Annotated in this window: 14 protein-coding genes; 10 read left to right on the forward strand and 4 right to left on the reverse strand. The window is 43.3% G+C overall.

The genetic code is table 11. The features are described 5' to 3' along the window. Nucleotides 1-52 precede the first annotated feature (52 nt). Nucleotides 53-1,114, forward strand: coding sequence for a hypothetical protein (locus tag N5J47_RS16955; protein ID WP_279961165.1), 1,062 nt, complete (start codon nucleotides 53-55; stop codon nucleotides 1,112-1,114). Nucleotides 1,115-1,125: 11 nt separating this feature from the next. Beyond that, a complete protein-coding gene (locus N5J47_RS16960; protein WP_279961166.1) occupies nucleotides 1,126-1,737 on the forward strand; it encodes a hypothetical protein in 612 nt (203 codons plus the stop codon). 27 nt (nucleotides 1,738-1,764) lie between these two features. On the opposite strand, the gene N5J47_RS16965 is transcribed toward N5J47_RS16960, so the two are convergent. From N5J47_RS16965 to N5J47_RS16980, 4 genes are all read right to left on the reverse strand, one after another. Beyond that, nucleotides 1,765-2,325 (reverse strand): hypothetical protein, encoded by a 561-nt coding sequence (locus N5J47_RS16965; RefSeq protein ID WP_279961167.1) that lies wholly within the window; start codon nucleotides 2,323-2,325, stop codon nucleotides 1,765-1,767. A 2-nt stretch (nucleotides 2,326-2,327) separates the two neighbouring features. Next, on the reverse strand, nucleotides 2,328-2,906 hold the full coding sequence (locus tag N5J47_RS16970) for a ComF family protein (RefSeq protein ID WP_279961168.1): 579 nt from the start codon (nucleotides 2,904-2,906) through the stop codon (nucleotides 2,328-2,330). A gap of 103 nt (nucleotides 2,907-3,009) precedes the next feature. After that, entirely contained in the window at nucleotides 3,010-3,198 is a 189-nt protein-coding gene (locus tag N5J47_RS16975) for a DUF3565 domain-containing protein (protein WP_279961169.1), read from the reverse strand. Continuing rightward, the gene (locus N5J47_RS16980) at nucleotides 3,199-3,651 is read right to left on the reverse strand and encodes a MarR family transcriptional regulator (protein WP_279961170.1); all 453 of its coding nucleotides are present in this window, start codon (nucleotides 3,649-3,651) and stop codon (nucleotides 3,199-3,201) included. 179 nt (nucleotides 3,652-3,830) lie between these two features. Between N5J47_RS16980 and N5J47_RS16985 the strand changes: the two genes are divergently transcribed. From N5J47_RS16985 to ftsZ, 8 genes are all read left to right on the forward strand, one after another. Continuing rightward, a complete protein-coding gene (locus N5J47_RS16985) occupies nucleotides 3,831-4,310 on the forward strand; it encodes a glutathione peroxidase (RefSeq protein WP_004760419.1) in 480 nt (159 codons plus the stop codon). Between the two features lie 215 nt (nucleotides 4,311-4,525). Next, complete coding sequence (gshB, locus tag N5J47_RS16990; protein WP_279961171.1) at nucleotides 4,526-5,470, forward strand: glutathione synthase; 945 nt, start codon at nucleotides 4,526-4,528, stop codon at nucleotides 5,468-5,470. Nucleotides 5,471-5,695: 225 nt separating this feature from the next. Continuing rightward, nucleotides 5,696-6,793, forward strand: coding sequence for an undecaprenyldiphospho-muramoylpentapeptide beta-N-acetylglucosaminyltransferase (gene murG, locus N5J47_RS16995; RefSeq protein ID WP_279961172.1), 1,098 nt, complete (start codon nucleotides 5,696-5,698; stop codon nucleotides 6,791-6,793). A gap of 13 nt (nucleotides 6,794-6,806) precedes the next feature. Next, a complete protein-coding gene (murC, locus tag N5J47_RS17000) occupies nucleotides 6,807-8,252 on the forward strand; it encodes a UDP-N-acetylmuramate--L-alanine ligase (RefSeq protein WP_267981276.1) in 1,446 nt (481 codons plus the stop codon). Nucleotides 8,253-8,298: 46 nt separating this feature from the next. Continuing rightward, the gene (locus N5J47_RS17005; RefSeq protein WP_279961173.1) at nucleotides 8,299-9,225 is read left to right on the forward strand and encodes a D-alanine--D-alanine ligase; all 927 of its coding nucleotides are present in this window, start codon (nucleotides 8,299-8,301) and stop codon (nucleotides 9,223-9,225) included. A gap of 3 nt (nucleotides 9,226-9,228) precedes the next feature. After that, nucleotides 9,229-10,086, forward strand: a complete 858-nt coding sequence (locus N5J47_RS17010; RefSeq protein WP_279961174.1) for a cell division protein FtsQ/DivIB — start codon at nucleotides 9,229-9,231, stop codon at nucleotides 10,084-10,086. Between the two features lie 67 nt (nucleotides 10,087-10,153). Further along, nucleotides 10,154-11,416 (forward strand): cell division protein FtsA, encoded by a 1,263-nt coding sequence (ftsA, locus tag N5J47_RS17015; RefSeq protein ID WP_279961175.1) that lies wholly within the window; start codon nucleotides 10,154-10,156, stop codon nucleotides 11,414-11,416. Between the two features lie 166 nt (nucleotides 11,417-11,582). Continuing rightward, complete coding sequence (gene ftsZ / locus N5J47_RS17020; protein WP_279961176.1) at nucleotides 11,583-12,767, forward strand: cell division protein FtsZ; 1,185 nt, start codon at nucleotides 11,583-11,585, stop codon at nucleotides 12,765-12,767. The last annotated feature ends 100 nt before the right edge of the window (nucleotides 12,768-12,867 follow it).

Consider the following 12,867-nt stretch of genomic DNA (forward strand, 5'->3'; position numbering starts at 1 on the left):
CTTAGTAGTTTTTTTATAAGATATCTCTATAAATTATATAAGTTGCTTATGTATGAATACTCACACAAACGTATTAGCTGTAGAAGATGCGAACTCAATCGAAAATAACAAGAAATTTGTTACTCATGATTTATGTATCTGCTTTTATGAATTAACTTTTAAATCAAAAAGACTACCAAAAGAGAAATTGGCAGGCCCTCCATCTACAAAGCCTTTAGTCCTTAATGTATTCAATGCTATTAAAGAATATTCTGATATAAAAAAAATTAAAGTCTTTACAGCTAAAGAACGTTATTCACATCATCTAGATCACATTCATATTTCTGATGATAAATCTTATATTGAATGTGTTTTTGCTTGTTTAGATAAAGAAGCAGAGGATTTAAGAAAGTATAATGAATTAAAAGATGAAGAGTCTGTTATTAACTTCAATCAAAATGAAAGCCATATCAAACGAACTCATGTATTAATTCAATTAACAGAAGATAAGACAAAAGCAAACTTATTCTTTGAAGCAAATCGAGGAACTTCTTTAGGGACAATTCGAGAGTTGTTTAACTTTATTCTTGATACAATCCGTTTAAAAGCAACAAATCCTGAGTTATTTGAAGAAATCTATGTAGGTGGTTTAGATGAAATTATGAATTTCAGCATCGTTACATCTATTGATCCAGTAGAAGATAAAGATATCGTTGAAAGGATAAAAAGTGGTGATTTTTTAAGAGTTGAAATTACAAAAACCAATGAGCTTAAATTTCATGAAGAGTTATCAAACTTATATGAATCTAAACAGTCATTTGAGTTAAAACCATCTTTCAGCCAAAAAGAATCCTTAGCAAAATTCTCGGAAGGTTTAAAGAAATTTACTGATAAACATGTTTTAGGGAAAAAAACTCAAGAAAAGGTTAAGGTCAGTCATAAATTAGTTTTTAGACAAGGAGACCATGAAAGAAAAGTTGAGTTGGATATTCTAAATGAGTCTATTTCGACTATTGCTGTTAAAAAGCATTGGATTGATAACTTTGAGAGACATTCCCTGCCAAAAGATATAAAGTTCGATTCAAATGTATTTGATACATTGAAGCGAATTAGTAAACAAAAAAATAGTTCATAAGGTCAAATTCTGTGGACGAACTCAAGGAATTACCTTTCAAGTATTTAAAAATTAGATGGCATAATGGAGATAATCAACCTTTCTATGGCTTCAAAAAAGACATTGATTGGATTTGGCCTATAAAGTTCGCCACTTACGCTACTCTTATTCATGCTATTTTTTTAATACTTGGTGCTACTCCATTTTTTCTAAACGAAAAATTCAGCATCATCATTAGTAGCTTACAAATTTTGCCAGGATTCTATATAGCCTCACTAGCTGCTTTAGGCGCTCTACAAAAAACAAATTTTTTGGATTGTTCATCAGACACAGCGGGTGATAAAGATAAAGATATCCCTCCAGGGGGGCCTATAGCAAAGATAGCTGGAAATTGGCGTAATATGAGTAGGCGAAGATTTTTAGCAAATGCCTTAACACATATTTCTTTATTATGTTTTCTTGCAATCTTTTTTATATTTTTAATTCAATATCTATATTCAAGTAATATTTTATTAGTTACATCAGTTTTTTACTACATAGGTATATTGATTGTTGGATGGATAATAATCTTTTTAATATCTCAAATGTTAACTATAACATTGATGATTTTATATTATTTAGGAGATAGAGCTTACAGAAAATGAAATTATCAATATTTTTTCAACCTGGTTTTATAAAAAACTAGGTTGAACTTCCTTGTTCTTCATTAACTCAATTGATTGAAATATATTAATTTTTTTATCAGCATTTTTCAGGGATAATTCCGACATTTTCTGAGTAATTAGTAAAAATTCATCAATATTATAAACACGTTGGAATTTCTTTTCCTGCTGAAGAAAAACAGTAACTTTTTTCTTTTGTTTAATAAGCTCAATAATATTTTTTAATGTTCCTGTACTCTTTTTATCCCAAAGCATAACCCCAATGTCAGCATCATTTGCTAAAGCTAAATCCTTAGCAGTGAAGAAATCCCTTGTACCAAATCTATATTTTGTAGCTACTGACTTTGTAGGCCAATTACCTAAATTATTTCTTATTGTAGTACCACTATGATAAACAGTGACTTTATTATATCCTTGAATATTAAGATAATTTTGTACAGCTTTATCAATTCCATCAGCATCACCAAGGATAATTTCGTATCCTTGGTTCATCATCTTATCAATACGTCTAGTTACTGATTCATCTAGTTTTTTAATACTAATAGAACCCGCAATAAAAATTTTTTCCACTGCTATTTCCAAGTTAATGCTGCTACATAGATATCTTTAACTTTAGGATATGAGCTTAACACTTTACAAGCAGCCTCCATAGTAGCCCCTGTATCAAACAGGTCATCTATGAGAAGCACATTCCAACGCCCATCGTTTCTAATACCATCATAAAGAGAAAAGCTATTAGCTAATACTGATTCTTTTTCTTCTCTTGTTTGTAAATCTTTAAGAGACGTTCCATTTTTTGTCTTATGTAAAATGTTAGTAAACACAGGTATATTTAAAGCTTGTCCAAGCCCTTCAGCTAAACCATACACTGGCTGACGATCACGATTATTAGATGCAGGCATAGGAACAATTAATCCTATCTTTTCATTAAAATTTTGAGTTATTGCTGAAGATAAAGCATCAACTAAAGTAGGAATTTGGTTCCAATCATTTCTATATTTTAATAAAAATAATGCTTGGCCTATGTCTGATCTTTTAGTGTCGAACATAGGACGACCATACTCATTGTCACCAAGGTATTCACTCTTTAGAACATGTTTATCTAAAACTATTCCTTTTTTCCAAGGACCATTAATTTCCTTAATATTCATATTACGATTAGTCTCTAATTAAAGATTAATTGATAATTATTTTTAAATAAATTAAAAACAATAACTTATTGAAAATAATTTAACATAAAATCTCTTATGCGAATTATACATCTTCACACTTCTTACACTCCAACATCACACCTAACTTCTCATTTCGCCCTTGTTCAGTCAACACCCAAGGGCGATTTTGCCAAGGTGGATCATGGCGCACATGCTGACCATGACCACAGGCGAGGTCAGCCACCCAATGATTTTCCTCATCCAGATGAAATCCAACAATGGCCTGTTGCATTTATTCACTCATACTTTCGAGTTTAGAACTTTCCAAACCTTTTAAGAAACGATGACACAGATTATGAAGCACCACTAAATCATTGGGGTCGACACCCAAAGAGCAGGCCAGTTTAAAAGGAATCAGGGTAATTTCATCTTTTGCAGAAAGTGCTTTTTCCAGCAAGATCACCTTTTTCATGCGTTCATCTTCCTTAACCGCAACACGCTTTAAAAACTGCTTTTCTTCCAGCTTTTTAATAATCGGCGTTAAGGTTCCTGAGTCAAAAAAAGTCTTTTGACCAATTTCAGACAGGGTCACATTGTCTTTTTCATACAACGCCAGCAACACAATAAACTGTGGATAGGTCAGGTCATATTCCTGAAGCAATGGACGATATTGGCGAATCATGGCATTGGTCGCCGAGTACATGGCAAAACAGACTTGATTATCCAGGTAAGCAATCTCAGTCATGATCCCGTCCTTAACATGCAATAACTATAAAATAGTATAAATTGAAAAACATAAAAAGTATATTGCGCATAATTAACTTGCGCACAATATAATTGTGTGCAATATTATTTGTGCCGTAGCTTAACAAATAAACAAGGCTACTTTGGGAATACACAAGTTTTATTGCAGAGAGAATTCTTATGACCAAAATTTATGATTTTCAGGCTGAACTTTTAGAGGGTGAGCAAAAGGACCTCGCAGACTATCAAGGTAAAGTGCTGTTGGTGGTGAATACTGCAAGCCAGTGTGGCTTAACCCCACAGTTTGAGGGCCTGGAAAAGCTATATCAGGACTATCAGCAGCAGGGCTTGGTGATTTTGGGCTTTCCATGTAACCAGTTTGCCAACCAGGACCCATCAAGCAATGAGGAAATCGGCAGTTTCTGTCAGCGCAACTATGGCGTGTCATTTCCCATGTTTGCCAAGGTTGATGTCAATGGACCAACTGCCCATCCGCTTTATCAGTATTTAACCTCAGAGGCCAAAGGTCTTTTGGGAAGCAGCATAAAGTGGAATTTCACCAAGTTTTTGATCAATCAAAAAGGTGAGGTGGTGAAACGTTATGCGCCAATCACCAAACCAGAAAAAATTGCCAAGGATATTCAACGTTTATTGTCATAAGGCAGTATTCGCATGTTGGGAAATGTATCTGGCTGGAACTCAAACGAGTCAAAGATTTCCCAAACCTGCCCACAATTGAAAAAGAAAGATGATGCTGTTGTAGATAATTGAATAAAATAGATTTTTTATTATTTAATATTTACATAACTTGTTCAGCCATAAGCAGAAAACTTGGTTATACTTTTCGGCAAGATTAAAAATACGAGCGTCAGGTTATGCGTGTACTTGTGGTGATGGACCCAATTGAAACTGTGAATCTCAAGAAAGATTCAACCATGGCAATGCTATGGGCGGCAAGCCGTCGTGGACATGAGCTGGGTTATGCACTGCAACAGGATTTATATATCGAACAAGGCAAGGCATTCGGCCTGATCTCACCATTAAAGGTGTTTGAAGACTACAGTCATTATTATGAGTTGGGCGAGAAACAAAAAGAGTCGCTCGCCGCCTATGACGTGGTGCTGATGCGTAAAGACCCACCATTTGACATGAACTTCGTCTACACCACCTACATTCTGGAACAGGCGGAGCGTGAGGGCGCTTGGATCATCAATAAACCCCAGTCATTACGTGACTGTAATGAAAAGCTGTTTGCGACCCAGTTTCCAGAACTTCAGGTTCCGACCTTGGTGACGTCACAACAAAGCCTGATTCGTGAGTTTATCAAGGAACATGGTGATGTCATCGTGAAACCTCTGGATGGTATGGGGGGTATGGGGATTTTCCGCCTGTATCAGGATGGTGTGAACATTGGTTCGACCCTGGAAATGCTCACGGAAATGGGGACACGTCCAATCATGGCACAGCGTTATATCCCTGAAATTGTCGAAGGCGATAAACGCATCCTGATGGTCAATGGTGAGCCAGTTCCTTATTGTCTGGCGCGTATTCCGCAAAATGGTGAAGTACGTGGCAATCTGGCGGCAGGTGGTTTGGGGCAGGCGCGTCCACTGACTGAAAATGACAAAATGATTGCTGCAAAGGTTGGACCTTTCCTGCGTGAAAAGGGTCTGGTGTTTGTCGGTCTGGATGTGATTGGAAATTATGTCACTGAAATTAATGTCACCAGTCCAACCTGTATTCGGGAAATTGATGCCCAGTTTGGCACCTCAATTGCCGATGACTTGTTTACTGTGCTTGAGGCTGGACAACCGAACTAGACTCCCTGTTTGTTGGCCGAATTGCCCATTTGTTTTTGATGCTGATTGCAAGGCAAATGGGCAATCGGATGTAGTGCTCCCCTGTTTTTAACAAACAATTGAAAAAAGCGGGGCTTTCTGTTGTAAACAGGTGAAATTCGCTTTTCGTGAATGAAGCTTTAGGATTAAAATAACTTCCGAAAACAATAGACGATAACTTTCTTTTTTGAGTTGAAGAATTAGACCGTGACCAATTCACCGCAGAACAAACCCAAACATGTCATGATGATGGCCGCTGGTACAGGTGGGCATGTTTTTCCAGCACTGGCTGTTGCAAAACAACTTCAACAGGAAGGCTGTCAGGTGTCGTGGCTTGCGACGCCTACAGGTATGGAAAATCGGTTACTCAAAGACCAAAATATTCCGATTTATCAAATTGACATTCAGGGCGTGCGTGGCAATGGCCTGTTGCGTAAAGTCAGCGCACCTTTCAAGATTCTCAAGGCGACCCTGAGCGCAATGCGCTATATGCGGCAACTCAAGGTTGATGCGGTGGCGGGCTTTGGTGGCTATGTGGCTGGACCAGGTGGTTTGGCTGCACGTATCTTGGGGATTCCAATCCTGATTCATGAGCAAAATGCCATTGCGGGATTTACCAATACGCAATTGGCACGTATTGCCACGACAGTTTGTCAGGCTTTTCCAAATACTTTCCCAACTAGTGATAAAGTGGTGACCACAGGCAATCCTGTGCGTGCGGAAATTTCTGCGATTTTGAATCCATCATGGCGTTACCAGACCCGTGAACAGGAGCAGCAGCCCCTTAGTGTTCTGATTGTTGGGGGGTCACTGGGTGCGCAGGCCTTAAATGAGCGTTTGCCTGAGGCGTTAAGCAAGGTGAATATTCCTTTAAAAGTGTTTCACCAATGTGGGCAGAACCAGCAGGATTTAACCCGTGTTCGCTACCATGATGCGCCTAAAAGCCTACAGGTGCAGGTTGAGCCGTTTATTCATGATATGGCAAAGGCCTATAGTGAGGCTGACCTGATTATCTGTCGTGCAGGCGCTTTGACGGTAACGGAAGTGGCGACCGCGGGCCTTGCGGCGATTTTTGTGCCTTTGCCGATTGCGGTGGATGACCATCAGACCGCCAATGCTAAATTTCTGGCAAATGTGGGTGCCGCCAGGATTTGCCAGCAAGCCAATATGACACCGTCCTTTCTGGGAGAACTGTTGGGCGCTTTGCTCAACCGTCAGTTGCTCTCTGAAATGGCAATTAATGCACGCCAACAAGCACAACCGAATGCCACCCAGCATGTGGTTGACCTGATCAAGAAATTGTAATTCGAGTTTATCTATGTCTCCTACCAATCCAAACCAAGCCAAAAAGCTGATTAAAGTGCCAGAAATGCGCCGTATTAAACATATCCACTTTGTTGGTATTGGTGGTGCGGGGATGTGTGGTATTGCTGAAGTTCTAAAAAATCAGGGCTATAAAATTTCGGGTTCGGACATTAAGGAATCCAAAACCACCACGCATCTCGAAGCGAATGGCATCAAGGTTTATATTGGGCATTCAGCCGACAATATTAAGAATGCCAATGTATTGGTGGTTTCAACGGCAATCGACCCTGAAAATCCAGAGATCAAGGCGGCCATTGAGCAACGCACCCCGATTGTGCGCCGTGCGGAAATGCTGGGTGAGCTGATGCGTTACCGTCATGGCATCGCGGTTGCGGGTACACATGGTAAAACCACCACCACCAGCTTGTTAACCACCATGCTGGCTGAGGAAAACCTTGATCCAACCTATGTGATTGGCGGTTTGCTAAACAGTACAGGGGTTAATGCGGCACTGGGCGAAAGCCGTTTTATTGTGGCGGAAGCCGATGAGTCGGATGCATCATTCCTGTATTTGCAGCCAATGGCGGCGATTGTCACCAATATTGATGCCGACCACATGGATACCTATGAGGGTAGCTTTGACAAGCTAAAGGATACATTCATCCAGTTTCTACATAACCTGCCATTCTATGGTTTGGCGGTGGTCTGTGGTGATGATGCCAATATCCGCGAGATTCTGCCACGTATTGGCCGTCCAATCCTGACCTATGGTTTTGGTGAGGATAATGATATTCGTGCGGTTGAGGTGGTGCAGGATGGCATGCAGTCGCACTTTACTGTGTTGCGTAAAGACCGTGAGCCATTGCGCGTCACCATCAACCAGCCAGGTCTGCATAATGTCCTGAATGCATTGGCGGCCATTGGTGTGGCAACTGATGAGGGTGTTTCTGATGGGGCGATTTGTCGTGCATTGGAGGGCTTTAGCGGTGTCGGCCGTCGCTTTCAGGTTCAGGGTGAGTTTGAAGTTGGCGAGGGTTTGGTGAAATTGGTGGATGACTATGGTCATCATCCAAAAGAGGTTGAGGCAACCATTAAGGCGGCCCGTGCCAGCCACCCAGACCGCCGTTTGGTGATGATGTTCCAGCCACACCGTTTTAGCCGTACCCGTGACTGTTTCGATGACTTTGTGGATGTGTTGTCGCAGGTGGATCAACTGTTATTGTTAGAAGTCTATCCAGCGGGTGAAAAACCGATTGTGGGGGCAGATAGCCGTGCGCTGGCACGCAGCATTCGACTGCGGGGTGAGGTGGAGCCGATTCTGGTTGATCCTGTGGATGGTAATTTACCGAATGTTTTACAAAAAGTGTTACAAGCAAATGACCTGTTATTAACACAAGGCGCGGGTAACGTGGGCGCAATTTCGGTAGAATTAGCCCAGCATCGCCTGTATGCCAAATAATGTGTATTGTGAATATTAAAAGTTTTATAGTTTTAAGGATATAAACGTGTCAAATGCTGCAAAATTCGGCAAAGTTGCCGTGTTGTTTGGTGGGAAATCAGCTGAACGTGCTGTGTCACTGGATAGTGGTCAGGCTGTTTTAGAGGCGCTGCTGCGTTCGGGTGTACAGGCAGAGGCATTTGACCCGCAGGATCGTAGCGTGACGGAACTGGTTGGCTATGACCGTGCCTTTATTGTGCTGCATGGTCGTGGTGGTGAGGATGGCCAGATTCAGGGTGTTCTTGAATGGCTAAACATTCCATATACGGGGACTGGCGTACAGGGTTCCGCAATTGGCATGGACAAGGTCAAGACCAAGCAGATCTGGCAGGGCAGTGACTTGCCAACCGCGCCTTATCGCATCGTCACCAAGGATTCTGACTTAGATGCGGTGATCGCGGATTTAGGCCTGCCTGTGATTATCAAGCCTGTGCATGAAGGCTCGAGTGTCGGCATGAGCAAGGTTGAGAAAGCAGAGGATTTTGCCAACGCAATTGAAAAAGCCACACAGCATGATGCAGTAGTGATGGCGGAAAAATGGATTACAGGTCGTGAATTTACCATTTCATTCCTGAATGGCCAGCCATTGCCTGTGATTCGCTTGCAACCGCCAGCAGATGTTGCCTTTTATGACTATGAGGCGAAATACCAGCGTGATGATGTGCAGTATGGGATTCCCTGCGGTTTAAGCGAGGCTGAGGAGAAAAACCTACAGGCGCTTTGCCTGCGCGCGTTTCAGGCCGTGGGTGCAGAGGGCTGGGGACGTATTGATGCCATGCAGGACCAGGATGGAAATTTCTGGTTGCTGGAGGTGAATACCGTGCCTGGCATGACCAGCCACTCTTTGGTGCCCAAGGCGGCACAGGCGGTGGGTTATGGTTTTGATCAACTGTGTGTTGCGATCCTAGAGCAAACCTTGGCGAAGTCGGCTTAATTCATGGCTCAACTTCCTGCATCCATGCGCCGCAAACCACGGGCAGCAATTAGCTCTATCCATGAGAAACCGCCATCACCCAAGCAAAAAATGGTGAATGCGGGAGGGTGGATACTGTTGCTGATCGCTTTCGCTGTGCTCGCAATCGGTCTTTATGGCTTGTATAAAGTGATGACTGATGCAACCGTGGCGCAATTGCAGATTGTTGGGACCAATTCAGATGTTGAGAATCAACAGCTGGCACAGCACTTAAATCCTATTATTAAAGACAACTACTTTACTTCAGATTTAGAACAAATTCGGGACCAGGCTTTAAAGGTCTCATGGGTTGACCGTGTGGTGGTGTCACGAGCTTGGCCAAATGCGATTCGGGTGAGGGTGATGCCACGCCATGCAATTGCACGTTGGGGAACAGGGCGTTTGCTCAGTGACAACGGTGAGGTGTTTAGCGAGGCGGTGCCTAAAACACATCCAAACCTGCCGCTGCTTCATGGTCCAGTCAGCCAATCCAAAATGATGATGCGTCGCTATAATGAAATCAACCAGTTGTTTCATCCAGCGAACCTGCGTTTAAAAGAGCTGTATCTAACCGAGCGCATGACGTGGTTTATGCAGTTTGATTCGGGTCTGCGTATCATTGTGGATCAGGACCAGACCATGAACAAGTTGCAGCGACTCAGCCATTTGGCACAAACGGATCTTAAACCTGTATGGTCAAACATCTCGGCGATTGACCTGCGTTACCGCAATGGCCTAGCCATTCAGTGGAAGAACGCGGCACCGCCCAAGATTGTCAACGGTCAGTTAGTTGTAACGATTGATGACACAAAGCTTGCAGGTGCAATTCAGGCAAAGCCATAATACGTGGCTTAAAAATAACGGGAGATTTTCCCCCGTACTACACAACAAAAGATATGGTATTGAAGTAATGAGTGAAGCTGTTCCCTCAGTTGTTGCGATTGATATTGGGACCCATAAGGTCTCAGTCTTGATTGGTAAGATCCATGCGCCAGATAAGATTCAGGTCATTGGCATGGCAACTGCTCGCAACCGAGGTATGGTTAAAGGCAAGATTGTCAGTCTGGACAAGGTGATTGCCGCCATTAAAAATGCGGTGTCTGAAGCCGAGGATATGGCAGAGTGTCGTATTCACAGTGCGTGGGTGTCCATTCCAAGTACAGAGTTGCAGAGCTTTTATGCTTCGGGCCGTACCCCTGTGGCCAACCATGATCATATTATTACAACCAATGAAGTGGTGCGGGCTTTGGAACTGGCAAAAGCCAGCCATGTCTCGCCAGACTATTATCTGGCCAGTGCCGTGCCGCTTGGTTTTGAGCTGGGCGACTCTGGTGAGTGGGTGCAAAACCCTGTAAACATGTCGGCGCATAGCATGACAGGGCATTATCAGTTGATGATGATGCCAATCAGTACCATGCAAAACCTTGACCGTGCTATGAAAGGGGCCAATATCGGGGTGGAAAAAATGGTGGTGTCCTGTTTGGCAACTGCTGAAGCCAGCCTGCTTAAAGATGAAAAAGAATATGGTGTCTGTTTAGTTGACATTGGCGCTGGCATTACCAATCTCGCCGTCTATCTTGATGGGCGTTTGGCACTGGCGCGTACATTGCAGCGTGGTGGTGAAAATGTGACCCGTGATATTGCCGCTGTTTTACAGACCACCACTGAAGAAGCCGAACGTATCAAGATTCTGCATGGCTGTGTAGACCTGAGTGTGGTGAAGCCAGACCACATGATCCAGGTGCAGGGCATTGATGGCACACAAACCATCAGTCGCATTGAGCTTGCAGAAATCATCATTGCACGTTATGAAGAAATCTTCACCTCAATTCGTGAAGAGCTGGAACATAGCGGCGCGATTCATGGTTTGTATCATGGAGTGGTGCTTACAGGCGATGCCTGCCAGATTGAGGGTATGGTCAATTTGGCACGCCGTATGCTTGGAGTGTCTGCACACCTGGGCAATCCCCCCTTGCAGGTTTATGCCGATGACCAGCACTTGCCAGCCTTGCGCCGTTCCATGTACGCAACGGCTGCGGGTTTGCTGATGTTTAGCCAGAGTGACTTGCAGGATGCGGTGGAGGAGCCAGAAGAGGCAAATGACCGTAGCTTTATGGATCGGGTTGCCAATGGCTGGAATGCACTGAACAGCAAGTTGAAAGCGATCTTTTAAGTTGTAGGTATTTTGGGGAAAAATTGTTAGGAAGTTGTAATCGTAAGTCACTGGACTTGACAAGCTGGGTATTATTGAACAGCATCCTAAACATCAGTTGTTTTAAAAATCAGGGCAGTAACGGGCTGAAGTAACTGCCATTTATATATTAGGAAATCTAAAGGTCATGGCCTCATTTGAATTTATAGAAGATGAACTAGACGATGGCAACGGTCAAGCCCGTTTCACAGTATTTGGGGTTGGTGGTGGTGGTGGTAATGCTGTCCAGCACATGGTGCAGTCTGACATTCAGGGTGTAAAGTTTGTCTGTGCCAATACAGACAAGCAGGCGCTGGATAGCATGAATGCGCCGTTTAAAATTCAATTGGGTGAACAGAGCACACGTGGTTTGGGTGCGGGTGCAAATCCTGAAGTGGGCCAGATTGCGGCAGAAGAAAGTCGTGAAATTATCCGTCAGCACCTTGAAGGCACGGACATGGTATTCGTCACCGCAGGTATGGGTGGTGGTACGGGTACAGGCGCTGCGCCTGTGGTGGCCGAGGTTGCCAAGGAAATGGGTATTCTGACAGTAGGTGTCGTGACCACACCATTTAACTTTGAAGGCCGCCGTCGCCAGAAGTCTGCTGAAAAAGGCATTGATGCTTTAGAAGCGCATGTTGATTCATTGATCATCATTCCAAACCAGCGCCTACTTAGCGTCTATGGTGACATTTCAATGAAAGATGCCTATAAAAAGGCAGATGATGTATTGCTAAATGCGGTTCGCAGTATCTTTGACCTTGTGGTAAACCGTGGTCACATCAACCTTGACTTTGCTGACTTGAAAACCGCGATGAGTACCCGTGGTTATGCCATGATGGGTGCGGGTCTGGGGCGTGGTGAAGACCGTGCCCGTCAGGCGGCTGAACAGGCAATTCGTAGCCCATTGCTGGATAATGTCAATATTATCAACGCTAAAGGTGTGCTGATCAACATCACGGGTGGGGATGATATTACCCTGCGTGAAACTGAGATCATCACTGATGTCGTCAATCAGATTGTTGACTTGGACGAGGGTGAGATTTTCTACGGTACAGTGTTTGATCCAGATGCGCGTGATGAACTACGTGTGACGGTGATTGCCACTGGCCTGACCCGTAATGCGTCTGAGGTTGAGCATAAGAAACGTACTGTAACTGCGCATCATGCACCCGTTCAGGCAGCTGCCCAGCAGCCTGTGGATGAAGATGATGTACCTGCGATTAGCAAGCGTACCAATACTGAGGCGCCTGCAACCGCGGCACCGAGTTCGACTCCACGTTCATCGCCAATGAGTATTCAGGATTACCTGAAAAATCAACAGCGTAAATAATAAAATCATATGGTCAGAAAAAGGGTATAAGCAATTATGCCCTTTTTTATTTTTTGGGATAAGATGCGGGTTGACATTTCTGCCAACAACCGATTCGATT

Origin of the sequence: Acinetobacter sp. GD03645, assembly GCF_029845285.1 — a bacterium.
Classification (GTDB): Bacteria; Pseudomonadota; Gammaproteobacteria; order Pseudomonadales; family Moraxellaceae; genus Acinetobacter; species Acinetobacter corruptisaponis.

Coding starts and splice junctions, on each gene's coding strand:
- N5J47_RS16970 (WP_279961168.1), bottom strand. CDS start 2,906: ATGAATATTAAGGAAATTAATGGTCCTTGGAAAAAAGGAATAGTTTTA.
- N5J47_RS16980 (WP_279961170.1), bottom strand. CDS start 3,651: ATGACTGAGATTGCTTACCTGGATAATCAAGTCTGTTTTGCCATGTAC.
- murC (WP_267981276.1), top strand. CDS start 6,807: ATGTCTCCTACCAATCCAAACCAAGCCAAAAAGCTGATTAAAGTGCCA.
- N5J47_RS16955 (WP_279961165.1), top strand. CDS start 53: ATGAATACTCACACAAACGTATTAGCTGTAGAAGATGCGAACTCAATC.
- N5J47_RS16975 (WP_279961169.1), bottom strand. CDS start 3,198: ATGCAACAGGCCATTGTTGGATTTCATCTGGATGAGGAAAATCATTGG.
- N5J47_RS16985 (WP_004760419.1), top strand. CDS start 3,831: ATGACCAAAATTTATGATTTTCAGGCTGAACTTTTAGAGGGTGAGCAA.
- ftsA (WP_279961175.1), top strand. CDS start 10,154: ATGAGTGAAGCTGTTCCCTCAGTTGTTGCGATTGATATTGGGACCCAT.
- N5J47_RS17010 (WP_279961174.1), top strand. CDS start 9,229: ATGGCTCAACTTCCTGCATCCATGCGCCGCAAACCACGGGCAGCAATT.
- ftsZ (WP_279961176.1), top strand. CDS start 11,583: ATGGCCTCATTTGAATTTATAGAAGATGAACTAGACGATGGCAACGGT.
- gshB (WP_279961171.1), top strand. CDS start 4,526: ATGCGTGTACTTGTGGTGATGGACCCAATTGAAACTGTGAATCTCAAG.